Genomic DNA, 24,202 nt, shown 5'->3' with positions numbered 1-24,202 from the left:
GTGCGCCAGCGCAAAGCTCCGAAAGGCGGGGCCGCGCGGGGGACCGTCATCGCTTTCGTGGGGAATTTGAACGCCTGAGCCATGTCGCAATTGACTTCCAGCCTCGACCTGTCTGCGGCCGCCGCCGCCCGCGCTCCCCGGATGAGCAACGACGAGAACCGTTCCGGCAGCCCGACGGGCCCGAACACCTCCGTCATCACCAAGGTCAAGCCGAAGACCAAGCGGCCGAACCTGTATCGCGTTCTGATCCTGAACGACGATTACACGCCGATGGAGTTCGTGGTCCACGTGCTGGAGAAGTTCTTCCAGAAGGACGTCGAGGCGGCGACCAAGATCATGCTGCACGTCCACCATCACGGCATCGGCGAGTGCGGCGTGTTCACCTACGAGATCGCCGAGACCAAGGTGACGCAGGTGATGGACTTCGCCCGCAAGCACCAGCATCCGCTGCAATGCGTGATGGAGAAGAAATAAGTCACCTTACGGCGCGTTCGTAGCCGGCTCTTGCTTGTGTATGTCGCAGTGTGATCGCCGCGCGATGCCTGCGCGCGATGTCCGTTGCAGCCGGCAGAACTACTGAATTCTGAACCGGCGCCGATCCCGCCCAAATCGGAACGGGTTTTGCATCGAAAAATACCGCAGACGGCTAGCTGCCGAGACGCGGAACCGGTCTTTCGCCGCGGTCTTGTATAACTATATGTGACAAAGGTTGTTGTTGCCTGACCGGGCGAGGACGATCATGATGGTGGGGGCCATAGAGGACGCGAATGCCGACTTTTTCCCAAAGCCTTGAACAATCCCTGCATCGTGCGCTGGCGATCGCAAACGAGCGTCATCACCAATACGCGACGCTCGAGCATCTTTTGCTCTCCCTGATCGACGACTCCGATGCAGCCGCCGTCATGCGCGCCTGTAGCGTCGATCTCGACAAGCTCCGTACGAGCCTCGTCAACTACCTTGAGACCGAATTCGAAAATCTGGTGACGGATGGCGCCGACGATGCCAAGCCGACCGCCGGTTTCCAGCGCGTGATCCAGCGCGCGGTGATCCACGTGCAATCCTCCGGTCGCGAAGAGGTGACCGGTGCCAACGTGCTGATCGCGATCTTCGCCGAGCGCGAGAGTCACGCCGCGTACTTCCTGCAAGAGCAGGACATGACGCGCTACGACGCCGTCAACTACATCAGCCACGGCATCGCCAAGCGGCCGGGCGTCTCCGAGGCGCGCCCCGTGCGCGGCGTCGACGAGGAGACCGAGACCAAGGGTAGCGACGACGCCAAGAAGAAGGGCGAAGCGCTCGAGACCTATTGCGTCAACCTCAACAAGAAGGCGCGCGACGGCAAGATCGATCCGGTGATCGGACGCAATTCCGAGATCAACCGCGCGATCCAGGTGCTGTGCCGCCGGCAGAAGAACAACCCGCTGTTCGTGGGCGAAGCCGGCGTCGGCAAGACCGCGATCGCGGAGGGCCTCGCCAAGCGCATCGTCGACAGCGAGGTGCCGGAGGTGCTGGCGGCTGCCACCGTGTTCTCGCTGGACATGGGCACGCTGCTCGCGGGCACGCGCTATCGCGGCGACTTCGAGGAGCGCCTGAAGCAGGTGCTGAAGGAGCTCGAGGCGCATCCCAACGCCATCCTGTTCATCGACGAGATCCACACCGTGATCGGTGCGGGCGCGACGTCGGGCGGGGCGATGGATGCCTCGAACCTGCTCAAGCCGGCGCTTGCCTCGGGCACGATCCGCTGCATGGGCTCGACCACCTACAAGGAATACCGCCAGCACTTCGAGAAGGACCGCGCGCTGGTACGGCGTTTCCAGAAGATCGACATCAACGAGCCGACGGTCGAGGACGCGATCGCGATCCTCAAGGGTCTCAAGCCGTATTTCGAGGACTACCACCGGCTGAAGTACACCAATGAGGCGATCGAGGCTGCGGTGCAGCTCTCCTCGCGCTACATCCACGACCGCAAGCTGCCCGACAAGGCGATCGACGTGATCGACGAATCCGGCGCGGCGCAGATGCTGGTTGCCGAGAACAAGCGCAAGAAGACCATCGGCATCAAGGAGATCGAGACCACGATCGCCTCGATGGCGCGGATCCCGCCGAAGAGCGTGTCGAAGGACGATGCCGAGGTGCTCAAGCATCTCGAGCAGACGCTGAAGCGCACCGTGTTCGGTCAGGACAAGGCGATCGAGTCGCTCGCCGCTTCGATCAAGCTGGCGCGTGCCGGCCTGCGCGAGCCGGAGAAGCCGATCGGCTGCTACCTGTTCTCGGGCCCGACCGGCGTCGGCAAGACTGAGGTCGCAAAGCAGCTCGCGGCGTCGCTCGGCGTCGAGCTGCTGCGCTTCGACATGTCCGAATACATGGAGCGGCACACCGTGTCGCGTCTGATCGGCGCGCCTCCCGGCTATGTCGGCTTCGACCAGGGCGGCCTGCTCACCGACGGCGTCGACCAGCATCCGCATTGCGTGGTGCTGCTCGACGAGATCGAGAAGGCGCATCCCGACCTCTACAACGTGCTGCTCCAGATCATGGATCACGGCCGGCTCACCGACCACAACGGCAAGCAGGTCAACTTCCGCAACGTGATCCTGATCATGACCACGAATGCGGGTGCTTCGGATCTGGCCAAGCAGGCGTTCGGCTTCACCCGCTCGAAGCGGGAAGGCGACGACCACGAGGCGATCAATCGGCAGTTCGCGCCGGAATTCCGCAACCGCCTCGATGCCATCGTCTCGTTCAGCCATCTCAGCGTCGAGGTGATCGGCACGGTGGTCGAGAAGTTCGTGCTTCAGCTCGAAGCGCAGCTCGGCGACCGCGACGTCACCATCGAGCTGTCCGAGCCCGCCAAGGCCTGGCTGGTCCAGCACGGCTATGACGAGCAGATGGGCGCGCGGCCGATGGCCCGCGTGATCCAGGAGCACATCAAGAAGCCGCTGGCCGACGAGGTGTTGTTCGGCAAGCTCAAGAGCGGTGGCCACGTCCGCGTCGTCCTGGTCAAGGACGAGGCCGACGAGACCAAGGAGAAGATCGGCTTCGAGTTCGTCGAGGGCCCGGTCACGCCGAAGCAGGAGAAGCTGCCCGGCGCCCGCAAGCGTCCGCCGGGCAAGTCCAAGCCGGGCGGCCCCGGCGGCTCGAAGGGGCCGACCTCCAAGGGGCCGCTGGTCAAGGCTTGAGCGGCACGTGATGATATCGAAAAGGCCGGCGGAACAGCCGGCCTTTTTGTTTGCGCCGATGTCGGACCGCAGGGCGGCCTTACGTTCCGGCCTCGGGCGCGCGCGGCGGCCGCGGCTTCTTCGGAGCGCGCGGCGCTGCGTGCGGGACCGACGGCTGCATCGTCACGATGACCGGATTCGGCTTGTGATCGGTTGCCGCACCCGTCGCGGCATCGACCCCCATGCCGACGACACCACCCAGCAGAAGATTGCCGGCAAAGCCAGCGGCGCCGGAGGTCGGTATGTCGCGGCTGAGCGGCACGATCTGCGGCTCGTAGCCGTCCTTCTGGAAGGTGATGGAGATGTCGGCGTTCCGCTTGACGACCACGGAGCATGGCGTCGTACAGGTGGTCGGAACCTCCATTCCGCTGACGACGGCTTCAACGCCTGAAGGTGTCGATGAGATGCTGATATTCTCGGTCGTGCCGCGCGTGACGGACGCGCAGCCGCCCAGCATGACGCTGAGCGCCACAATTCCAAATGATCGCATGAAATGCCCCTTGTCCCGGCGCCAGTGAAGCGCAACCAGAGCGCGAGGGCAATACGTCATTGGTCCAGATAGTTAAGCCACGCACCGGTTGTGTGTAAAACGGGTGGAAGCCTGCGCGCTGGCTGGTCCTATTCGCCGCGCAGGCGCTGGTCGTCCTGCACGCGGACATGCTCGGCGCCGCGCGCGCCTGCGGGCGAGAGCCGCAGCATGCTCAGCACCGCGCCGCAAAGCGCAAATCCGACGCCAGCGAGGAGCGCGACTCGGGTCCCGTCGACCGGATAAAGGCCGAGGAACAGGGCGACCAGCGCCGCGCCCGTGGTCTGGCCGAGCAGCCGCGCCGTGCCCAGCATGCCGCTGGCGCCGCCGGCGCGCTCGCGCGGCGCGGCTGCGATCATGGTGCGGTTGTTGGGGGTCTGGAACAGGCCGAAGCCGGCCCCGGCCAGCGCCATCCGCCAGATCACGTCGAGCGGCGTTGGCGCGGCAGGCAGGAGGGCGAGCGCGCCGAGCCCGCAGGCGAACAGTGTGAGCCCGATGCCGCCGAGCAGGCCAGCCGGATAATGCTCGACCAGGCGGCCGGCGAGGGGGGCCGCGAAGGCGATCGCGATCGGCCACGGCGTGATCAGGAGGCCCATATGCACGGCGGAATAGCCGAAGCGGCTCTGGAGATAGAACGGGATCGCGACGAAGGCCAGCATCTGCCCGCAGAACGAGGCGATCGAGGTCGCGATCGACAGCGCGAACACAGGGATGCGCAAGAGGTCGACCGGCAGCAGCGGCGAGGTCATGTGCGTCTCGCGGTAGATCAGCATTGCCCCGGCCACGATCGCGATTGCGAACTGGATGAGGCAGGTGAGCGCGGCCTCGCCGTGACCGACGCTGTCGATCGCGGCAATGCCGACGCCGAAGGTGATCGCGGACAGACCCGCGCTCTGCCAGTCGAAGGAATGGCTCGCGGGCTTGGTGTGCGGCAGGCTGCGCAGGCCCAGCACGAGCGTCACCGCGCCGAGCGGCACGTTGATGGCGAACAACCAGGGCCAGCTTCCGACCGCGAGGATTCCGGCCGCGAGCGTTGGGCCGACCGCGGCCGAGAAAGCGACGACGAGCGCGTTGAGCCCGATGCCGCGGCCGAGCAGGCTGCGCGGATAGGTGAAGCGCACCAGCGCGGCGTTGACGCTCATGATGCCGGCCGCGCCGAAGCCCTGGACGATGCGCGCGACGGTGAGCAGCGGCAGCGTATGGGCCAGCGCGCAGAAGGCGGATGCGAGCGTGAACAGCACGAGCCCGACCAGATAGACGCGGCGATAGCCGACGATCTCGCCGAGCGAAGCCAGCGGCAGCAGCGAGATGGTGATCGCGAGCTGGTAGCCGTTGACGATCCAGATCGAGAAGGCCGGGCTCGCGTTAAGGTCGGCCGCGATCGTCGGCAGCGCGACGTTGGCGATGGCGCTGTCCACCACCGCCATGATGATGCCGAGCGCAATGGTCAGGACCGCCTGGTTGCGCTGGGGCTGCGGCAGGCCGTCGGCATGCACTGTGGGGGCGGACGACATGAAGGCGCGCTTGATTCGAGCCGTGTTTCGTCTCCGGATTAGGAAATTGCAGGTTTGACCGCAACCCGGCAGGACACGGACAGTTCCCGCGCTGCAAGACAGGCCGCCCGGTGCGGCAGGCATGGGGCAGACCCCGCCTTCGCCAGCTCACCAGCGCGCTGTCGACTTTCCGAAGATGTAGAGCGCAATGAGGCCGAGCGTCACGGCCGTCGAAAAGACTAGGACGGTGCGATCCCAGTCGATCCGCGTCCGCTCGGCGCGGCTGAGATTGAGGGCCGTGAACAGGGCCTTCATGGCAAATCGGCGCATCGGAAGCCTCGCGAGGTCCGTACGATGCCACGGCCGACGCGAGCGGGCTTGATGCAGCTCAAGCGCGGTCGCGCCCTACACCGCCGGCGGATTGCGGTCGGTAAAGGTCGTGCGCTGGTGCCAGTAGGGATAGGGCAGCGTCACCTTGCTCGCGGCATCGAGCTTTGCGATCTGGTCCTTGGTCAACGACCAGCCGACCGCGCCGAGATTTTCGCGCAGTTGCGCCTCGTTGCGCGCGCCGATGATCAGCGTCGAGACCGTCGGACGCTGGAGCAGCCAGTTCAGCGCAATCTGCGAGACGCTCTTTCCCGTCTCCTTGGCGACCTCGTCGATGGCGTCGACGACACGATAGACGTGCTCGTCGGGCACGGGCGGGCCGAAGTCGGCCGTCTTGGGCAGGCGGCTGACCTCGGGCTTCGGCTGCCCCCGCCGGATCTTTCCGGTGAGGCGTCCCCATCCGAGCGGCGACCAGATCACCGCGCCGATCCCCTGGTCGAGGCCGAGCGGCATCAGCTCCCATTCATAGTCGCGGCCGATCAATGAATAGTAGGTCTGATTGGCAACGTAGCGGGGAAAGCCATGCTTGTCGGCGACGGAGAGCGACTTCATCAGGTGCCAGCCTGAAAAGTTGGAGACGCCGACATAGCGGATCTTGCGGGCGCGCACGAGCACGTCGAGGGTGGCGAGCACCTCTTCAGGCGGGGTGAAGGCGTCGAAGCCATGGAGCTGGAACAGGTCGATGTAATCGGTGCCGAGCCGGCTCAGCGAGCCGTCGATGGCGGCGAGCAGATGCTGCCGAGACGAGCCGATGTCGTTGGGTCCGTCGCCGAAACGGAACGTCGCCTTGGTCGAGACCAAAACCTTGTCGCGGCGGCCCTTGATGGCTTCGCCGAGAACACGCTCGGACTCGCCGAGCGAATAGACGTCAGCGGTGTCGAACATCGACACGCCGGCCTCGAGACAGATATCCAGAAGCCGCCGCGCTTCGCTCGCGTCCGTGGTACCCCAAGCCGCGAGGCGGCCGACGCCGCCGAAGGTGCCGGTTCCAAGACTCAAAGCGGGCACCATGAGGCCGGACCGGCCCAAGCGTCGGTATTCCATCGATATGCTCCTCGGCTGGCCGCGGATTGATCCGTGCGGCCTTGGCGTCGAAGTTAGCGCAGGCAGGCGCCTTGTCCTATCACGCGCTCACATACCGGCCTTGCTCGGGAACGCTCTAGTCGTGCCGAAGCATGTCGTCGAACGCGGCATCGACGACGCGCGGGCCGACGGTCGTCACGGGAGCCTGCGTCTCGATTGCTGCTGCGACAGAGGGCGTGCAGGCGAGCTCGACGTTGCGCGCCTGCCGCGGCAGGAGCGCAAGGCTCCAGCCCACCACGACCAGCGCGCCGAGCCGGATCGCGATCATGCCCAGCAACAGCTCCGATCCGCTTGTCGTGGCGTGAGTCCTCATGTGAGCCAGCCTGATGCAGGCTGCCAACCGAGACAATCTGGAATTGCCGAGCGCTGCCTTCGCTCAGGACGAAGGCATGCGGTGATGGCTGACCGGAATGAACGTCAGTGCCGCAGCTGGCCCTGCCTGAAATCGCGCGGCGACATCCCGAAATGTTCGCGGAAGACGCGGCCGAAATGCGAGAGGTCGTTGAAGCCCCAGGCAAACGCGATCTCGCCGATGTGGCGGTGCGCGAGCATGGGCGAGGCGAGGTCGCGCCGGCATTGGGCAAGACGCTCGGCAAGCACATGGCGCTGGAACGACGTCTCCTCGTCGGCGAGGAGGTCGTTCACGTAGCGCGGCGAGATGCCGAGCGCGGCCGCGGTCTCCGTCAGAGAGAGGTCGGGATCGGCGAGGTGCGCGCGGATGTGGGCCTTCAGCCGGTAGAGCAGGGCGGAGCGATGCGTCGAGGACGGCAGCGGCGTCTTGCCGAGCCGCTCGCTCAGTGCCATCGCCAGGAGATCGACGGCCTGCTCCGACAGCGCGGCGGAATTGTTCGGGGCGAGCCGGTCCGCGCTCTGGCACAGCCTGAAGATGAAGTCGTAGGCGAGCCGCTCGAGCGGCGCATCAGTGCCGAACGAGATCGCGGTCAGCGTCTCGGTGCCGCCGAGCCGACGCTGCAACATCTCGCGCGGCACCTTGAAGATGGTCTGCGTGAAGCTGCCGTTGAACTTCAGCTCATAGGGACGCGTGGTGTCGTAGAGTGCGAACTCGCCGGGGTGGATCACCGTCTCGCGGCCGTCCTGCACCACGCAGCCGTCGCCGCGGTTGCCGAGTGCGATGAGAACAAAATCCTGGTCCGAGCGCGCGATGCGCGAGGGCGTGCGGAACACGTGCTGGCGGTCGGAGCAGACGTCGGAGCACACGGCCTTGCCGAGCGTGGCCTGCGTGACCGAGCCGCGGAAGGCGCTGCCGAGATCGGACTTGCAGTCGAGCCCGACGAAGACGTCGCAGACGATGTCCTGCCAGAGGGCGAGCCGCCGGTAGCCGGGGCTGCCGTCCGTCGTGAACTGGATTGGCATCGGCAAGCCTCCCTTTCACATCCAGCAAAACCGCATGTCGGCGCAGATCCGGCCTGACCGCAGGCAAGTTCCGTACCGGAGCGGCGATCCGATCCGGTCGAGTTTTTGTTCCGCCGTGGTCGAGCGCCCAGCCGCCCGGCTTGCCAAATAGACTGCATCGGACGAGGTCCGCGATCAACCGGCAATGGAGGCGGCAATGGGCATCGAACATCCGAAATACAAGGTGGCGGTGGTGCAGGCGGCGCCGGCCTGGCTCGACCTCGACGCCTCGATCGACAAGTCGATCGCGCTGATCCGGGAGGCCGCCGAGAAGGGCGCCAGGCTGATCGCGTTTCCGGAGGCCTTCATCCCCGGCTACCCCTGGCATATCTGGATGGACTCGCCGGCCTGGGCGATCGGCCGCGGCTTTGTGCAGCGCTATTTCGACAATTCGCTGTCCTATGACAGCCCGCAGGCCGAGCGCTTGCGCGATGCCGTGCGCAAGGCGAAGCTGACGGCAGTGATCGGCCTGTCCGAGCGCGACGGCGGCAGTCTCTATCTCGCGCAATGGCTGATCGGCCCCGACGGTGAGACCATCGCAAAGCGCCGCAAGCTGCGGCCGACCCATGCCGAGCGCACCGTCTATGGCGAGGGCGACGGCAGCGATCTCGCCGTGCACGCGCGGCCCGACATCGGCCGCATCGGCGCGCTGTGCTGCTGGGAGCACCTCCAGCCGTTGTCGAAATACGCAATGTACGCCCAGAACGAGCAGGTGCATGTCGCGGCCTGGCCGAGCTTCTCGCTCTACGATCCCTTCGCGCCGGCGCTCGGCGCCGAGGTGAACAACGCCGCTTCGCGTGTCTATGCCGTGGAGGGCTCCTGCTTCGTGCTCGCGCCGTGCGCAACGGTGTCGCAGGCGATGATCGACGAACTCTGCGACCGGCCCGACAAGCACGCGCTGCTGCACGTGGGCGGCGGCTTTGCCGCGATCTACGGCCCCGACGGCAGCCAGATCGGCGACAAGCTCGCGCCGGACCAGGAGGGCCTCCTGATTGCCGAGATCGACCTCGGCGCCATCGGCGTCGCCAAGAATGCGGCCGATCCCGCCGGGCACTATTCGCGGCCCGACGTCACGCGGCTGCTGCTCAACAAGAAGCGATATCAGCGCGTCGAGCAGTTCGCACTGCCGGTCGACACCGTCGAGCCCACGGACATCGCCGCGGCGGCGAGCTGATTGCCGGATCGAGGGGAGGGCACGATCATGGAATCCGCAATTCCTCTGCATCTTGAAACTCAGCGCACGCGCCACAAGCGCGTGCCGGATGATTACCAGCCGCCATATCCGTCCTTCGTGGCGCGCTACAAGCCTGCCGTCAGCCGCGTCGTGATGGTCTATTTCGGCGTCCAGTATCGCGGCGTGGCGCCGTCGGCTGCGACGGAAGCGCTGAAGGAGATCGCGGCTCTGTTTGCTGCGCAGAACGGTCCGCCGCATTGGGACCGCGCGCATTATGTCGACCAGTCCGGCTACCAGAACGTTGTCTCGGTCGCCTACTGGGACGACGTCGCACGCTTCGACGCCTGGTTCGCGCCGACGCGCGAGGCGTGGACGGGCAAGGCGCGGGAAGGCGTCGGCACCTTCATCGAGGGGCTGCGTCCCATTGTGGCGCGGCACGAGACGCTGTTCTCCTCGCTCGACCGGCCCGAAGGTATCGCCGTCATTGCAGAGGGCATGAGCGGCGAGGTGCAGGAGCACGCCTATTGGGGCGGCATGCGCGATCGCATCCCGCTGTCGCAGGCCGACGCGATGGCACCCGGTGGTGCGCCCGAGCTGGTCCGCGACGGCGCGCGGCTGCGGGTGAAGGCGCACGACAATCTCTGCCTGATCCGGTCCGGGCAGGACTGGAGTGACACCGAGGCGTCGGAGCGAAAGCTCTATCTCGACGACGTCGAGCCGGTGCTGCGCGAGGGCATGGATTTTCTGCGCGACGACGGCCTCGGCATCGGCTGCTACGCCAACCGCTACATGAATGTCCTCGCCGCCGACGGCAGCGTGAGCGAAAAGTCCTATGGCCAGAGCTGGTGGAAGAGCCTTGCTGCGCTGGAACGCTGGGCGGAGTCACATCCGACCCACGTCAAGATCTTCGGCGCGGCGATGAAATACCTCTCGACGCTCGGGCCGTCAGCAAAACTGCGGCTCTATCACGAGGTTACCGTAGCGGCCGCGGACGAGCAGTTCTTCGAATATCGAAGCTGTCACCCGAAAACGGGCATGCTGGCGGCGGTGGAGACGGTCCACGCCTAGGCCACACAATGGCCGAGCAAGTCCGGATGCGCGGCGCAGATGTGATGCGCGCCGGCGTCCCGCAGCTCGGCCTCGCTGCCATAGCCGTAGAGCACGCCGATCGCGGTCATGCCGTTGGTCCGGGCGCCGACCACGTCATGGCTGCGGTCGCCGATCATGATCGCGCTGGTGGGATCGACCTTGGCCTCGTCGAGGGCGTAGCGCAGCAGGTCGCGCTTGTCGACGCGCGTGCCGTCGAGCTCGGAGCCGAACACGCGCTCGAAATACGGTTTCAGGCCGAAATGATGGACAATGCGGGTGGCGTAGACCGCGGGCTTGCTGGTGGCGACGAACATGCGCGGCGTCGTCGCGGCCAGCGTCGCCAAGGTGTCCATGATGCCGGCATAGGCCTCGTTTTCGAACAGGCCGATATCGGCAAAACGCTCACGATAGAGCAGCAGCGCCCGGTCGGCGAGCTCGTCGGTTCCCGTCAGCTTTTTCAGGCTGGCATGCAGCGGCGGCCCGATGCACCAGGTCAGCTCGTCCTCACTCGGCACCGCGAGGTTCAAGCGCTCGAGCGCATACCGGATCGAGCGGGTGATCCCGGGCTTCGGGTCGGTCAGGGTGCCGTCGAGATCGAAATAGATTGTCATCATCAGGGCGGAGCCGGCGTGGAAACTGCCGCCCGTTGCTAGTTGGATCAGGCCTCAAGTCAAGACCCGTTGCATCATTGCTGTCGTGCCCATCCGACGATCGCCGCAGCATCCGTGCCGGCCTGGGCCTCCCGGGTGGCGATCGTGCCTGTTGCGGCTTTCTGGGCCGCGGCGGCACCTCCCTCCGTCTCGCTTTCGCAGGGCCGCCTCGTCGGTCTCGGCGTGGCACGTTATCAGCGCGACCAAGCTGAATGATGCCTGGCGGCGCTGATCTTGTTCCGGACAATGCAATCCCCCAGTAGATGTCGGTCGGCACAGGCGACGGAAAGGTTCAAGATCAGCGATCTCGTCGCCGCGGCATTTCAGACAATTCGAAATGGTTGGGACGTCGAAATCGCGTTCGCCGATGTCGCGTCCCGTTATAAAGCTCGCTATTGGCGGGACGTAAGCGTAGAGTCGTCCCATCACCGCCCTTCCCATGGCATCCATCGGTGACTGAGGGTCACTAGCGCTCCCGCCGAACGAGGAGGAGCGTGTATGCCTCGATTCAATCTGGCCGACTGGATCGTGCCGCCGGTGATCGTCCCGCTGTTTCTATTGCTCCTGGTGGCTGCTGCGGCTTTTCTGCATGGATAGGACGCCGCTCCAATATCTGGTGAGCGGACGCGATCAAAGCGGCTACGTCAGCTTGGCTCGCGCCACGACGGCTGCCGCTTTGAAGAAGGCGAGAGAGCTATTGCAGGAAGGCTATATCGACGTGCGGATATGCACGCCGCAAGGCCGGATCCTGCTGTCTGACGAGTTCGACCAGTTCGAGGCATGAGGTGACACCTGAGGTTCGTCAAATGGCGACCCCGGGTCCGTCGCAAGAGAATGCCTCGTGGCGAAAGCGAGCGGACCAACGAGCGGGAGATCGTGGGATGTTCGGTGTGAATGCCGCCCGGAAAGGTATCTGGATGAAAACGCTCCTTGTCGTATTGACGCTCGGCACATTCGCGCAAGGCGCTATCGCCGGTGAATCTGACTGCCACGCGATCGAAAGCACGAGCGGACGGCTCGCCTGTTACGACGCTGCGTTTCCGCCGAAGGTGAAGAAGCCCATTGCCGCGGAAAACGACATATCTCGGGCCCCATACAAGGATCCATTCGCTGCGGAAGAGGCCCGAACCGCGGCGAAGCTGAAGAATATCTGTCGCGGGTGTTAAGGCTTGTCACCAGGCAGCGCGGGCATGGCAGCGGGCCAACGGCGTGAACAAGCGCCATTAACAGGAGGATCTGCCATGTCACATACACAGTTTGGCTTCCATGACGGCCCACCTGGTATGGTCGCGCATCGCGTCGGCGAGGTTCTGGTCTCGGACATCGAGGAAAGCGGCGCGACCCTGAATCTCAGTGGACTCGTGCGCGAGCCGTTGCCGCCGGCATTCCATCGGCTGGCTTGAGCCGGACAGGAGATGACCATCGAGCATGCCTCCGTAGAGATCGCCCGCAAACCCTGGGGCCGCGTCGATCTGCGTCCCTGGAGCAGCATCGACGCTTCCGCTGATCCGGTCGGCGAATTGTGGTTTGGGCGTATGGACGAGCGTGCGGCCAGCCCGGCACTCCTGCTGAAGCTGCTGTTCACCAGCCAGCCCTTGTCGATCCAGGTTCACCCGAATGACGAACTCGCGCACGCCATCGGCTTGCCGAACGGGAAGACCGAGGCGTGGTACATCCTGTCGGCGCCGCTGGGCGCGCGGGTTGCGCTGGGGCTGAAGCGGAACCTCACGCCGCAGGCGTTACGCGCGGCGATCAGGGACGGCTCGATTGCGGGTCATGTGCAATGGCGTCCTGTCGCGCAAGGCGACGTCATTCTCGTTCCCGGCGGCACGATCCACGCCATCGGCGCCAATATCGTGCTTGCCGAGATCCAGCAGCGCAGCGATACGACATTCCGCCTGTTTGATTTTGGCCGGCAGCGCGTGCTGCATGAGGACAGCGCTGTGGCCGCCTCCGATGCCGGGCCGTCGCCAGCGCAATTGCCTCCGCGGCGCCTCACCGATGCGCGACTGGTTCTCGTCTCGAGTCCGCCTTTCGTGCTTGAGCGGGTCGATCTTCACGCCAATTCGCATTGGGAGCTCGATACCGATCGGGAAGCCTGGCTCCTCGTGATCGACGGGAAGGGGCGCATCGGACGGGCGAATGCGTCCGTCGGAGAGGCAATCTTCATCGAAGCCGATAGTGCCGGCATCGACGTTGGCGCGGGCGGGATGAGCATGCTGCTCGCCTATCCGGGACCGGATCCCATCGCATCCTTGCTGCAGGATTGCACGGGACTGACGAAAAATTCCGCCGCCGCCCACGCGCCGACATCAAGTGAAATCATCGAGGTACCGACATGACGCCACTCCACCGTATCGCCGTCATCGGCAACTCGCTGCCGCGCCGATGCGGAATTGCAACGTTCACGACCGACTTGCAGAAGGCGATATCGATGTCGCGCGCGGATCTGGAGACCAGCATCGTGGCGATGACCGATCCCGGTCAGGCCTATGACTATCCTCCGGCGGTCGCCTTCCAGATCAAGGACGGCCATATCGACGACTACATGCGCGCCGCGGATTTCCTCAATGCCGGCCAGTTCGATATCGTGTGCCTCCAGCACGAATTCGGGATTTTCGGCGGCGAAGCCGGGGCCCATATCCTGGTGCTGTTGTCGCGCCTCACCATGCCGGTCGTGACGACGTTCCATACGGTGCTGGCCAGTCCGACGGCCAAGCAACGCGCCGTCGTGGAGCGTATCGTCGACGCATCGTCGAAGGTCGTCGTGATGGCCAACAAGGGCCGGGAGCTGTTGCGCGACGTCTACCTGGTGCCGGACGACAAGATCGAGGTGATTGCGCACGGCATTCCCGATGTCGCCTTCGTCGGGTCCGATGCAGCGAAGGCCAGGCTCGGATTTGCGGGAAAGTCGGTCGTTCTGACCTTCGGCCTGCTATCACCCAACAAGGGCATCGAGGTCATGATCGACGCCATGCCATCGATCCTGAAGCGCAGCGCGGACGCAGTGTACGTCGTGCTCGGCGCAACGCACCCGAATCTGGTTCGAAACCAGGGCGAGGCCTATCGCGAGGGCCTGATGGCGCGGGTGCGTGAACTTGGCATCCACGATCATGTGGTGTTCCTCGATCGGTTCGTCGATCTGGCCACGTTGCTCGAATTCATTTCGATGTGCGACGTCTATGTCACGCCCTATCTCAACGAGGCCCAGATGACGTCGGGGACCCTGGCCTACAGCTTTGGACTGGGGAAGCCGGTGGTTTCGACGCCTTACTGGCACGCCCGCGAGCTGCTCACTGAGGGATGCGGAGTTCTGGTGCCGTTCGGCGATGCCGCCGCTATCGGCAGCGAGATCGCAAAATTGCTCACCGACGACGTGCGACGGCAGGCGATGTCCCGGCGCGCCTATTCCGCGAGCCGAATGATGACGTGGGAATGCACGGCCGAGCGTTACATGTCGGTCTTCGAGACGGCACGGCAAGGTCACCGGCCCAAGGTGTTTGCGCGCTCCGATATGGGCTCGCCGGGGCTGCGTGGCCCTGCGCCGCCGGATATGCAGATCGGCCACTTCCTGTCGATGTGCGACGATGTCGGCCTGTTCCAGCATGCGGTGCACTCGGTGCCCGATCGCGCGCACGGCTATTGCGTCGACGACAATGCCCGAGCGTTGCTGCTGGCCTGCGCCCTCAACAATCCGGGCGAGCAACCCCTGTCGGAGGTCTTGACGGCCCGCTTTGCCGCCTTCGTGCAGCATGCGTGGAACCCCGACACCGGGCAATTTCGCAACTTCATGGGCTTCAATCGCACCTGGCTTGAAGACAGGGGCTCCGAAGACAGTCACGGGCGAACGCTATGGGCCTTGGGTGAGGCGGCGCGCACGGACGCGAGCCCGGCGCGGCGTCTGTGGGCTGCAGCCTTGTTCGCGCAGGCATTGTCGATCGCGGAGAGCTTTCGCTCGCCCCGCGCGTGGGCATTCATGCTGCTGGGTCTGGACGCATACTGCGCCGTGGCGCCGGACGATCTTCGCGCCAGGGAGGTCCGGCATTCCCTCGCCGACAGGTTGATGTCCTGTCTGGCGTCGGTGGAGACGCCGGACTGGGTGTGGTTCGAGGAAGGGCTGGCCTATGACAATGCGCGATTGCCGCAGGCCCTGATGCTCGCGGGCATGGCGACGCAAGCGCCTCAATATCTCGATGCCGGATTGCGGTCGCTGCGCTGGCTCATGACGCAACAAACGACCGCGGCAGGTCAATTCCGGCCGGTCGGCACCGCCGGATTCGGCGAGCAGCGGCAACATCCCCGTGCCTTCGATCAGCAGCCGGTGGAAGCAACGGCGACGATTGCGGCCTGCCTCACGGCGTGGCGCGCGGATGGCGATGCCGAATGGAAAGCCATGGCAGCGCGGGCCTTCGCCTGGTTTCTCGGCAGCAATGATCTCTCGGTGGCGCTGGTCGATCCGCTCACCGGCAGTTGCCGCGATGGCCTGCATCCCGATCGCGCCAACGAAAACCGCGGGGGCGAGTCCGTGGTTTGCTATCTCCTCGGCCTTGCCGAGATGCGCCAGCTTGCACGCGTCACCACGAGCCTGACGAGGCCCATAGCGTTGCGCGCCGTGGGCGCCTGAACTTCACCTTCTCACCCAGCGAGCCGAGGATACCGTGTCACAATCTTCCTTCCTGAACCGGCAGGGGCTTCATCTGCGTCCCGATCCCGCGCGGGTCATCGTGCGGCCGTTCAAGCCGGCGACCGAACCGCGCGATCTCAATCCGACCGACAAGCTGCGCGCAAATCATATCGTCGAGCGGGTTCTCGCACTCAGTTCGGATGCCGTTGCGGCTCAACTCGCGGACGTCCTGGACAATTTCGAGGGCCGCCATCGCAACCTCCTGGAGAGGTTCGAGGCCCGCGCCGACGATATGGAGGATGCTTTCGCAACGCATGGCATCTTCTCGAAAACCCAGCGCCAGCTGATCGGCGCCTATTTTCTCAGCGAGTATTCGTTCGAGGCCTCTGCCTTGTTCAATCCGAGCATCGTGCCGCACCCTGATCAATCAGGTAGCCCGGAGGGGGGCAAACGCTTCATCATCAGTCTCCGGGCCATCGGCGAGGGGCATGTGTCGTCCCTGACGTTTCGAACCGGAACGATCGCGGCTGACGGGAGCCTCGCCGTCGATCCGACGGCGCGCCTTGCCTCGGTCCCGCGGATCAGCCATCGCGCATCCGGCCCGGACGGCGACCGGGTCGAACTCATGTTCAGGCCCGAGGAAGATCTCAGCGAGCGTGTCATCTTTCCCGTGACCGAATCCCAATCGAACGGCATTGAGGATGCGCGCTTTGTCCAATTCAGCGACGGCGATCACAAGACCTACTACGCGACCTACACGGCCTACAGCGGGCGGGCGATCCGGTCCGAATTGATCGAGACCAGCGATTTCATGTCGTTTCGACTGACGCCTTTGCGGGGGGCTGCGGCACACAACAAGGGCATGGCGCTGTTCCCACGCAAGATCGATGGTAGCTATGCCATGATCGCGCGACAGGACAATGAGAACCTGTATCTGGTCTATTCGGACGACCTCTCCACATGGGAAGGCGGCCGGGCCCTTCTGAAACCGCAGTTTCCCTGGGAGTTCGTCCAGATCGGCAATTGTGGGTCGCCGATCGAACTCGACGAAGGCTGGCTGCTGCTGACGCACGGTGTCGGCCCCATCCGGAAATATTCGATCGGGGCGGCGCTGCTCGACAAGCGCGACCCATCCAGGGTGCTGGCGCGTTCGAGCGAGCCGCTGTTGCGGCCCGAACCGTCCGAGCGCGAAGGGTATGTCCCCAACGTCGTCTATACCTGCGGCGCGATGAGGCACAATGACCAGATCATTCTGCCATATGCCGTGTCGGACACTTTCTCCAGTTTCGCGACGATCAGGATTTCCGCGCTCATGGATGCGATGCGACGCTGAGCGCGGCGTCCGCAGTCGTTGACGTCAATTCCGTTTGCCAACAGGGTCAGAGGAGCCGTCATGGTCCGCCAAACAACCTACGTCGTGCAGGCGTTCAACGCCGGCAAGGGCGAGAATCTCAAGGCCGACTCTCCGATCGTCTGCAAATCGGAAAGCGGCGCGCTGCGAACGGCGGAGAGACTGGCCTTGAGCAAGCTCGGCGTCGTTGCGTTCTCGTCCAGCGGCGATGCCGAAATGGGTGACTATGACGATGAGCCGACGGTGTTTTTCCGGAAAGGCAAGCTTCCGGCGGGCTTCGACTAAAGTCCCTGGTTGCGATCGCGAAGATATTTTGCAGAGGAGCCTACATGAGCGAACGACTTGAAACCCTGAAGAAGGCCCGCGATCGCATGATCGAGGACAGAGACGCGCATGCGAAAGTGCTGGCCGCTCCCTTCGTGCGCGATACGGCCGAGCGGGCGCGCAACAAGTTCGTCGAGATTCAGGCGCTGATCGACGCCCTCGACCGCGCCATCAGCGGCGAAAGCCTGGTGCCCGTCAAAAACTGAGGCAGCGACAGTCGAGGCCTGCGGTCATCGCAGGTGAGCCGCGGTATGCCGATGGCCGCCACCGTTCCCCTTATTGCTGTCTTGCCCATTCGACGATCACCGCCGCATCCGCGCCGGCCTGGGTCTCCCAGGCGGCGATCGCGTCCGTCGCGGCGTTGCGGAGTGCAGTGACGAGGGACGGCGGCGCGGGCTCGGCGATGTTGACACCGTTGTCGCGCATGCGTGCATAATTCTCGGCCGTGCGATGGGCCAGCAGCGCGAACTGGCTCTGCTCGGTCTCGGCTGCGGCGGCCATCACCTCGCGCTGCATCGGCTCGGACAGCGCGGCGAACGCCTCGCTGCGGACGAAGGCGATCGAGACGGGCATCGCGTAGTTGATGGCGGTGAAATGCGGCAGGAAGTCCCAGAGCTTGCGTCCCGCACCGCCGTCGCCGGAGGTGAGGAACGCATTCAGCCGATGTTCCCTGAGGCCGGCAAGCGCCGCGTCCATCGGTAGGAACTGCGCATTGGCCCCGGCCGTGCGCATCACCGCGCTGGAATTGGCATCATAGGCCCGCAAGTTCAGCTTTGGCAGATCGTCGGCGCCTGCGAGCGCATGATCCGACCAGAGGCCGGTCGCCGGCCAGATCGTCAGATAGAGCAGCTTGAGACCGCGGGCGGCGAACGCCTTTTCGTAGAGTGGACGTGCCCGCGCATTGGCGGCGCGGGCGACGTCGACCGATCGCACCAGGAAGGGCAGGGTCGAAAGCCCGAGCACCGGGTCGAGGCCGGACAGCGCGCCCGCAAAGGCATCGCCGCCTGCGATCCGGCCGTCCAGCGCCGCGCGCGGCATCTCGCCCGAGTTGATCTTGAGTTCGTTGTCGAAGGCACTAGCCACGGTCACGAAACCGTTTGTGCGCGCCGCCACCCGATCGGCGAAAGTGGTGAGCCCGATCCCGGAAATGTTGTTTTGCGGATATTCCGTGGTCATCCGCCAGCTGACCTGCGCCAGGGCCGGCGCGGCGGACAGGACCAGGGCGGCGAGGGCAAGGATCGCGCGGATCCGTCTGGAGGGGGAGCGCATTGGGAGAAGCAGGTCAGGCAGCATATATTGGCAACTCGTCAAACCATGGCACGATGCCACAACATGGCGGATCATCTTGTCGCATGCCGCGCCGGCGCGCGCCACAGCGATGCGTGGGCAGTGTTGGCGCAAATTGCATCACTCGTCGTTGCCGCACTGCTGGCCTCTGCGACAGAGGTCGCGGCATGGGACGGCTCGCCCGCGAGGACCAACGTCGCGGTGCCGAGCGTCGAGGAGCTGGCGACGCCGCCGCAAAAGGCCGCGGATGCGCGCGAGAGCGACACGCGGGAATCGATCTGCCTGATCGTCGAGGCGGCCGCGCGGGACGCCAATCTGCCGCTCGAATTCTTCGCCCGCGTGATCTGGCAGGAGAGCCGTTTCCAGACCGATGCGGTGGGGCCCATGACGCGCAGCGGCGAGCATGCGCAGGGGATCGCGCAGTTCATGCCGGGCACCGCGAGCGAGCGCGGGCTGCTCGATCCCTTCAACCCGGTTCAGGCCTTGCCGAAGTCCGCCGAATTCCTCAACGAGCTGCGCAATCAGTTCGGCAATCTCGGGCTTGCGGCAGCCGCCTACAATGCCGGACCGCGTCGCGTGCAGGAATGGCTCGCCGGCACCGGCCCGATGCCGGAGCAGACCCGCAATTACGTCTATGCCATCACCGGCGCGTCGGTGGAGGCCTGGGCGAAGGCCGGCAGCGCCGGCAAGGGGCCGCCGAGCGCACCGCCGACGAGCTGTCGTGATCTCATGGCCCTGTTGAAGCGCGCGCCGAATCCGTTCGTCGCCGAGCTCGAGCAGCATGTGCAGCTGGCCGCCGCGAAGATCTGGGGCGTGCAGCTCGCCGCCGGCTTCGACCGCAACAGGGCATTGGCGATGTATTCCCGCGCCGTCACGCGGCTGACCGCCGTGATCGGCGAGCGCGATCCGAGCCTGCTGAGTTCGGTGATGCGCAGCCGCGGCACGCGCGCGTTCTACCAGGTGCGCATCGGCGCCGATACACGCAGCGAGGCGGATGATCTGTGCAACCGCATCCGCAAGGCCGGCGGCGCCTGCTTCGTGCTGAAGAATAGGGGGGCGAGCGGGTAGGGGCCCCACTCGTCATTCCGGGGCGCGCCTCTTGGCGCGACCCCGGAATCCATTGCTCAACAATCTCTGCGGCCTGATGGATTCCGGGCTCGCGCCCAAGAGGGAGCGCCCCGGAATGACGGCGAGGGTGTTGGCCGCGCGCATGCCAGCCCCGCCGCGCCCTTCCTTGACGCGACCGCCCGCGTTGCCCGTTATGCCGGCACGATTCCTCACCCAGGCCGGCCGTCCCGTGGCGCTTCCTCCGCTCGATTCATCTCAATGGCAAAGTCCCTGGCGCGCCTTTGCGTGGGGGCTGCGCTCGATCACGCAGACGATCCTCACCATCGTGTTGTTCGTGACCTATCTCGGCATCGGCGCGCTCGCCCACGACAGCCATTTCAGCCTGCTCTGGGCGCTCTGCTCGACGCTGTTCGTCTGGGCAGGCCCGGCGCAGATCATCCTGATCACGACGCTCGGCTCGGGCGCGACCGTGATCCAGTCGGCGATCGCAGTGACCGTCAGCGCCATTCGCCTGTTTCCGATGGTGGTCTCGGTGCTGCCGCTGATGCGCACGCCGACGACGAAACGGCGCGAACTGGTCTTCGCCGCGCATCTCACCGCCGTGACGCTGTGGGTCGAATGCCACCGCTTCCTGCCGCAGGTGCCGCGCGAGCGGCGCATCGCCTTCGTCCATGGGCTCGGCTGTGGTCTCGTCTCTGTATGCCTCACCGCCAACACGGTCGGCTATTTCCTCGCTGCCAACCTGACGCAGACGCTTGGAGCGGCGATCCTGCTGCTGACCCCGCTGTCCTTCCTGTTCTCGACCGCGCGCAACAGCCGCGAGGTCGCCGACGTGGTCGCGCTGGCGCTCGGGATTCTGCTCTATCCGCTGGCGGCGAAGATGAACTCCGGCCTCGACATCCTCGTCAGCGGCGTGGTGGCGGGCACGATCGCCTACGGCGTGCATTGGTGGCGGGAGGTGCGCGCATGAGTTTCGCCCAGCTCATCGGCGACTGGCATGCGCTCGCAGTCTTGTTCGTCGCCGGCGTCGTTCCCAACCAGATCTGGCGCATGCTGGGCCTGTGGTTCGGCGGCGGCATCGACGAGGGTTCCGAGCTGCTGGTCTGGGTGAGGGCGGTCGCCACCGCCATCCTGGCCGGCGTCATCGCCCAGATCGTGGTCGAGCCGCCGGGCGCGTTGGCAAGCGTGCCCGATGTCCTGCGCTATGGTGCGGTCGGCGCCGGCCTCGTCGTCTTCCTGCTGACGCGCCGCTCGATTTTTGCAGGCGTGGTCGCCGGCGAAGTCTTCATGCTGGCCGGCAAGTGGTGGTTGGGCTAAAACCGCCGGCGAACAGCAAGGAACAGGAAGTATGGTTCGCGAAAACGAGCTCCGCGAGGGCGAGGTCGCCATCGAGCTGCCGTCGACGGCGGATGCCGGTCTCGTCTTCATTGGCCGCATCCGCACGCCCTGGACGTCGCGGCTGGAGACGCCGCGGCAGGGGCGGCACGACGGCCCGATCTGCCGCCTCGAGATCTTCGAGCCGTTCGTACCGGCCATCAAGGGCGTCGATTTCTACAGCAATCTCGAAGTGCTCTACTGGCTCGACAAGTCGCGCCGCGACATTGTCCTGCAAAGCCCGAAGAACAACGAGAAGACCCGCGGCACGTTCTCGCTGCGCTCGCCGGTCAGGCCCAACCCGATCGGCACCTCAATCGTCAAGCTGGTCGGCATCGAGGGCAATGCCATTCTGGTGCGCGGGCTCGATTGTCTCGACAACACGCCGCTGATCGACATCAAGCCCGACCGCTGCGAGTTCACGCCACTGGCCGCGCCGCAAGCCGGGGATTTCCAGACGGAGTAAGGGGCGCTCCGCTCCAACCCCGTCATTGCGAGGAGCTCTTGCGACGAAGCAATCCAGACTGCCTCTGCGGGAGCAGTCTGGATTGCTTCGCTTCGCTCGCAATGACGATGTGGAGACAGTCAGCCCGCCTTCAGCGCCGCGATCAGCCTGGTCGCGTTCTCTTCCAGCACCTTGACGTCTTCCTTGCGGCTCGCGGGCGGCAGCATTTGCACGCCGTCGTGGCGCGGCAAGACGTGCATGTGCAGGTGAAACACCACCTGTCCTCCGGCCGGCTCGTTGAACTGCTGCACGGTGATGCCGTCGGCCTTGAACGCCTTCATCGCGGCAGCGGCGATTCTGTGCGCGCCGCGGGCGACATGGGCGTAGTCGTCGGGCTTGACGTCGAGGATGTTGCGGGCAGGGGCCTTCGGGATCACCAGCGTATGGCCCGGCACGCGCGGCATGATGTCGAGGAAGGCGAAGACGTGCTCGTCCTCGTAGACCTTGTGGCAGGGAAACTCGCCGCGCAGGATCTTTGCGAAGATGTTGTTGGGGTCGTAGGCAGTCATATCAGCTCCTCGGCGCTCCTCGGAATTTTGCGCTTACTGCCACCAGCCACGGCGAACCGTCAAGGCGCCTCGTCGGCGCCTTTCCGGAACGGGCCGAGCTCGGCCAGCTCCTGTCCGGCCTCGGCGACATAGGCGCGCTCACGCTTGAGATAGTCGTCGATGGCGCGGCGCAGGCCCGGATCGGCGATGAAGTGGGCGGAATAGGTCGTCTTCGGCAGGTAGCCGCGCGCGATCTTGTGCTCGCCTTGCGCGCCGGCTTCGACATTCCGGAGGCCGTGTTTGATCGCGAAGTCGATCGCCTGATAGTAGCAGACCTCGAAATGCAGGAACGGATGATGCTCGACCGCGCCCCAGTTGCGGCCGAACAGCGTGTCCGAGCCGATGAAGTTGATCGCGCCCGCAATCCAGCGATCGTTGCGGCGGGCCATCACCAGCAGCACATCCTCGCTCATGGTCTCGCCGACCAACGAGAAGAACGCGCGCGTCAGATACGGACGGCCCCATTTGCGCGAGCCGGTCTCCATGTAGAATTCGAAGAAGGCGTCCCAGGCCTCCTCGGTGATGTCTTTTCCGGTGAGCCAGTGGATGGTGACGCCGGACGCGAGCGCGTCGCGGCGTTCACGCTTGATCGATTTGCGGTGGCGCGAGTTTAGGGTGGCGAGGAAATCGTCGAAGCTCGCAAACCCCTCGTTGTGCCAGTGGAACTGCTGGTCGGTGCGCTGGAGGAAGCCGTGGCCGGCGAGCAGCTTCCACTCCGCCTCCCGCGCGAAGGTCACGTGCACCGAGGAGGCCTTGCTGACGCCGCACAGCGCCACCAGCCCGCTCGCCAGCGCCTCCGTGATGCGCTCGCGGTCGACGCCGTCGCGGACCAGCAGCCGCGGCCCGGTCGCCGGCGTGAAGGGAACCGAGACCTGAAGCTTCGGATAATAGCGCCCGCCAGCACGCTCATAGGCGTCAGCCCAGCCGCGATCGAAGACGTATTCGCCTTGAGAATGCGATTTCAGATAGCAGGGCACGACGCCGGCAACGCGGCCGTCGATCTTGGCGACGAGATGCCGGGGTCCCCATCCGGTGCGGATGGTCGCTGAACCCGATTTCTCGACGGCGGAGAGAAACGCGTGCGAGACGAACGGGTTATAGGCAGGCTTTAAGAGACCGGCCGAATCGCCTGGGAGCCCGGATGAGGATCCCATGCCATGCCCGTTGCAAGCCTTGCCGGGATTTGCGCAGGCGTCCCAATCTTCGGGCGACACTTCGCCAATGGACGGTACGGCCTCGAGCGTGATTTCGGATGATGCCATCGCGTCCAAGATCGTGCATTGCAGCAGCGACTTCAAGAGGCGGGAACTGAGGTGCAGACGCCCGAGTCGTCCTGGCCCTACGGCACGAACCCCTCAAAGATCATCTGGTCCGCATACTGCCCGGCCCGGGTCCGCTGCTCGGGCGTGCGGACGGTCCAGCCGAGCAGGGCGCAGCCGAATACATTGCGGGCGATCCAGGGGGCGGGGGCCGGGAGGTGGTCGACCTTGAAGGCGACGAAGTGCGGCTGAGTCTGGAAGCCGTGGCGCAGGTACAGCATGCCGTCGCGCTGCGCCTCGGTGAGCTTGGCCCAGTACTCGTCCTCATAGCTGCGCTGCGCGACGATGCCGCGCGGGCGGGAGGGGAGCAGCTCGCGCAGTGCCAGCACTTGGTCGGGATCGAAGGACATGCCGACCGCGGGGCCCTGATAGGACGCCAGCACCTCGGCCATCCGCTTCACCAGCTTGCGGTCGCCGCCAAAATGGCTCTTCACCTCGATCACCAGCGGCACCCGGCCGGCGACCATGGCGCAGAGGTCGGACAGCGACATCATCCGCTCGTCCGTGTCCTTGAACCTGACCGCCCTCAGCTCCGCCGCGGTCTTCTCGACCACCTCGCCGGTGGCCTCGGTGAGGCGGCCGAGCGCATGGTCGTGATGCACCATGGCCTCGCCGTCGGCGGAGAGCTGGATGTCGACCTCGATCGAGAAATTGCCTGCGATCGCAGCCTGGACCGCGCCCGGCATGTTCTCGACGATACCGCGGGAAATGTCGTGCAGGCCGCGATGGGCGACCGGCCGGGCTGTCAGCCAATCAGGGGCGCGCACGATGC

The 24,202-nt window shown here is 65.3% G+C and carries 26 protein-coding genes and 1 pseudogene; 16 read left to right on the top strand and 11 right to left on the bottom strand.

Annotated features, from left to right (window positions below; genetic code table 11):
* Positions 1 to 141: 141 nt before the first annotated feature.
* Positions 142 to 474: an ATP-dependent Clp protease adapter ClpS gene (gene clpS, locus XI09_RS43505; protein WP_027548135.1), complete on the top strand. Its 333-nt coding sequence runs from the start codon at positions 142 to 144 to the stop codon at positions 472 to 474.
* A gap of 293 nt (positions 475 to 767) precedes the next feature.
* Positions 768 to 3,176, top strand: a complete 2,409-nt coding sequence (clpA, locus tag XI09_RS43500) for an ATP-dependent Clp protease ATP-binding subunit ClpA (RefSeq protein WP_271572431.1) — start codon at positions 768 to 770, stop codon at positions 3,174 to 3,176.
* A gap of 79 nt (positions 3,177 to 3,255) precedes the next feature.
* Here clpA and XI09_RS43495 read toward each other — a convergent pair whose 3' ends face one another.
* The 6 genes from XI09_RS43495 to XI09_RS43470 all read right to left on the bottom strand — a co-directional run bounded on the left by XI09_RS43495 (position 3,256) and on the right by XI09_RS43470 (position 8,078).
* The gene (locus XI09_RS43495) at positions 3,256 to 3,705 is read right to left on the bottom strand and encodes a PEGA domain-containing protein (RefSeq protein ID WP_271572430.1); all 450 of its coding nucleotides are present in this window, start codon (positions 3,703 to 3,705) and stop codon (positions 3,256 to 3,258) included.
* Positions 3,706 to 3,833: 128 nt separating this feature from the next.
* The gene (locus tag XI09_RS43490; protein ID WP_271572429.1) at positions 3,834 to 5,255 is read right to left on the bottom strand and encodes an MFS transporter; all 1,422 of its coding nucleotides are present in this window, start codon (positions 5,253 to 5,255) and stop codon (positions 3,834 to 3,836) included.
* 147 nt (positions 5,256 to 5,402) lie between these two features.
* A complete protein-coding gene (locus tag XI09_RS43485) occupies positions 5,403 to 5,564 on the bottom strand; it encodes a hypothetical protein (RefSeq protein WP_271572428.1) in 162 nt (53 codons plus the stop codon).
* A 75-nt stretch (positions 5,565 to 5,639) separates the two neighbouring features.
* Positions 5,640 to 6,665 (bottom strand): aldo/keto reductase, encoded by a 1,026-nt coding sequence (locus XI09_RS43480; protein ID WP_271572427.1) that lies wholly within the window; start codon positions 6,663 to 6,665, stop codon positions 5,640 to 5,642.
* 115 nt (positions 6,666 to 6,780) lie between these two features.
* Positions 6,781 to 7,017: a hypothetical protein gene (locus tag XI09_RS43475; RefSeq protein ID WP_271572426.1), complete on the bottom strand. Its 237-nt coding sequence runs from the start codon at positions 7,015 to 7,017 to the stop codon at positions 6,781 to 6,783.
* A gap of 104 nt (positions 7,018 to 7,121) precedes the next feature.
* Complete coding sequence (locus XI09_RS43470; RefSeq protein WP_271572425.1) at positions 7,122 to 8,078, bottom strand: helix-turn-helix domain-containing protein; 957 nt, start codon at positions 8,076 to 8,078, stop codon at positions 7,122 to 7,124.
* A gap of 196 nt (positions 8,079 to 8,274) precedes the next feature.
* Here XI09_RS43470 and XI09_RS43465 point away from each other — a divergent pair, with 196 nt between their 5' ends.
* Entirely contained in the window at positions 8,275 to 9,291 is a 1,017-nt protein-coding gene (locus tag XI09_RS43465) for a carbon-nitrogen hydrolase family protein (RefSeq protein ID WP_271572424.1), read from the top strand.
* A gap of 27 nt (positions 9,292 to 9,318) precedes the next feature.
* Positions 9,319 to 10,359, top strand: coding sequence for a phenylacetaldoxime dehydratase family protein (locus XI09_RS43460; RefSeq protein ID WP_271572423.1), 1,041 nt, complete (start codon positions 9,319 to 9,321; stop codon positions 10,357 to 10,359).
* Here the strand turns inward: XI09_RS43460 and XI09_RS43455 are convergent.
* Entirely contained in the window at positions 10,356 to 10,994 is a 639-nt protein-coding gene (locus XI09_RS43455; RefSeq protein WP_271572422.1) for an HAD family hydrolase, read from the bottom strand. The genes XI09_RS43460 and XI09_RS43455 overlap by 4 nt on opposite strands.
* A gap of 625 nt (positions 10,995 to 11,619) precedes the next feature.
* On the opposite strand from XI09_RS43455, the gene XI09_RS43450 reads away from it, so the two are divergent.
* The 8 genes and pseudogenes from XI09_RS43450 to XI09_RS43415 all read left to right on the top strand — a co-directional run bounded on the left by XI09_RS43450 (position 11,620) and on the right by XI09_RS43415 (position 17,535).
* Positions 11,620 to 11,814, top strand: a complete 195-nt coding sequence (locus tag XI09_RS43450) for a hypothetical protein (RefSeq protein WP_097658906.1) — start codon at positions 11,620 to 11,622, stop codon at positions 11,812 to 11,814.
* A 97-nt stretch (positions 11,815 to 11,911) separates the two neighbouring features.
* Positions 11,912 to 12,196 carry a hypothetical protein gene (locus XI09_RS43445; protein WP_271572421.1) on the top strand — a complete coding sequence of 95 codons (285 nt, stop codon included), beginning with the start codon at positions 11,912 to 11,914 and terminating at the stop codon, positions 12,194 to 12,196.
* A gap of 126 nt (positions 12,197 to 12,322) precedes the next feature.
* Positions 12,323 to 12,433, top strand: a pseudogene (locus XI09_RS43440) (signal transduction histidine kinase); the annotation flags it as partial.
* Between the two features lie 12 nt (positions 12,434 to 12,445).
* Positions 12,446 to 13,372 (top strand): class I mannose-6-phosphate isomerase, encoded by a 927-nt coding sequence (locus XI09_RS43435; protein WP_271572420.1) that lies wholly within the window; start codon positions 12,446 to 12,448, stop codon positions 13,370 to 13,372.
* Positions 13,369 to 15,654: a glycosyltransferase family 4 protein gene (locus XI09_RS43430; RefSeq protein ID WP_271572419.1), complete on the top strand. Its 2,286-nt coding sequence runs from the start codon at positions 13,369 to 13,371 to the stop codon at positions 15,652 to 15,654. The genes XI09_RS43435 and XI09_RS43430 overlap by 4 nt, the downstream gene beginning before the upstream one ends.
* A gap of 34 nt (positions 15,655 to 15,688) precedes the next feature.
* Entirely contained in the window at positions 15,689 to 16,987 is a 1,299-nt protein-coding gene (locus tag XI09_RS43425; protein WP_271572418.1) for a glycoside hydrolase family 130 protein, read from the top strand.
* Between the two features lie 60 nt (positions 16,988 to 17,047).
* Positions 17,048 to 17,290, top strand: a complete 243-nt coding sequence (locus XI09_RS43420; protein WP_271572417.1) for a hypothetical protein — start codon at positions 17,048 to 17,050, stop codon at positions 17,288 to 17,290.
* 44 nt (positions 17,291 to 17,334) lie between these two features.
* A complete protein-coding gene (locus tag XI09_RS43415) occupies positions 17,335 to 17,535 on the top strand; it encodes a hypothetical protein (RefSeq protein ID WP_011087899.1) in 201 nt (66 codons plus the stop codon).
* Positions 17,536 to 17,605: 70 nt separating this feature from the next.
* Here XI09_RS43415 and XI09_RS43410 read toward each other — a convergent pair whose 3' ends face one another.
* Positions 17,606 to 18,622, bottom strand: coding sequence for a TRAP transporter substrate-binding protein (locus XI09_RS43410; protein WP_271572416.1), 1,017 nt, complete (start codon positions 18,620 to 18,622; stop codon positions 17,606 to 17,608).
* A gap of 39 nt (positions 18,623 to 18,661) precedes the next feature.
* Here XI09_RS43410 and XI09_RS43405 point away from each other — a divergent pair, with 39 nt between their 5' ends.
* The 4 genes from XI09_RS43405 (at position 18,662) to tsaA (ending at position 21,524) form a co-directional block, all read left to right on the top strand.
* Positions 18,662 to 19,684: a lytic transglycosylase domain-containing protein gene (locus tag XI09_RS43405; RefSeq protein WP_271572415.1), complete on the top strand. Its 1,023-nt coding sequence runs from the start codon at positions 18,662 to 18,664 to the stop codon at positions 19,682 to 19,684.
* Between the two features lie 229 nt (positions 19,685 to 19,913).
* Positions 19,914 to 20,654 (top strand): AzlC family ABC transporter permease, encoded by a 741-nt coding sequence (locus XI09_RS43400; protein ID WP_271572451.1) that lies wholly within the window; start codon positions 19,914 to 19,916, stop codon positions 20,652 to 20,654.
* Positions 20,651 to 21,001 carry an AzlD domain-containing protein gene (locus XI09_RS43395; protein ID WP_027548116.1) on the top strand — a complete coding sequence of 117 codons (351 nt, stop codon included), beginning with the start codon at positions 20,651 to 20,653 and terminating at the stop codon, positions 20,999 to 21,001. Before XI09_RS43400 ends, XI09_RS43395 begins: the two co-directional genes overlap by 4 nt.
* A 31-nt stretch (positions 21,002 to 21,032) precedes the next feature.
* Positions 21,033 to 21,524, top strand: coding sequence for a tRNA (N6-threonylcarbamoyladenosine(37)-N6)-methyltransferase TrmO (gene tsaA / locus XI09_RS43390; RefSeq protein ID WP_271572414.1), 492 nt, complete (start codon positions 21,033 to 21,035; stop codon positions 21,522 to 21,524).
* 119 nt (positions 21,525 to 21,643) lie between these two features.
* Here the strand turns inward: tsaA and XI09_RS43385 are convergent, their stop codons facing one another.
* From XI09_RS43385 to XI09_RS43375, 3 genes are all read right to left on the bottom strand, one after another.
* Entirely contained in the window at positions 21,644 to 22,072 is a 429-nt protein-coding gene (locus XI09_RS43385) for an HIT family protein (protein ID WP_271572413.1), read from the bottom strand.
* A gap of 59 nt (positions 22,073 to 22,131) precedes the next feature.
* Entirely contained in the window at positions 22,132 to 23,373 is a 1,242-nt protein-coding gene (locus XI09_RS43380; protein WP_271572412.1) for a GNAT family N-acetyltransferase, read from the bottom strand.
* A 77-nt stretch (positions 23,374 to 23,450) separates the two neighbouring features.
* Entirely contained in the window at positions 23,451 to 24,197 is a 747-nt protein-coding gene (locus XI09_RS43375; RefSeq protein ID WP_271572411.1) for a glycerophosphodiester phosphodiesterase, read from the bottom strand.
* Positions 24,198 to 24,202 lie beyond the last annotated feature (5 nt).

Origin of the sequence: Bradyrhizobium sp. CCBAU 11386 (assembly GCF_028128955.1) — a bacterium.
Lineage (GTDB): Bacteria > Pseudomonadota > Alphaproteobacteria > Rhizobiales > Xanthobacteraceae > Bradyrhizobium.
The sequence above is the reverse complement of the archived record's forward strand: the minus strand, read 5'-3'. Positions and strand labels throughout refer to the sequence as shown.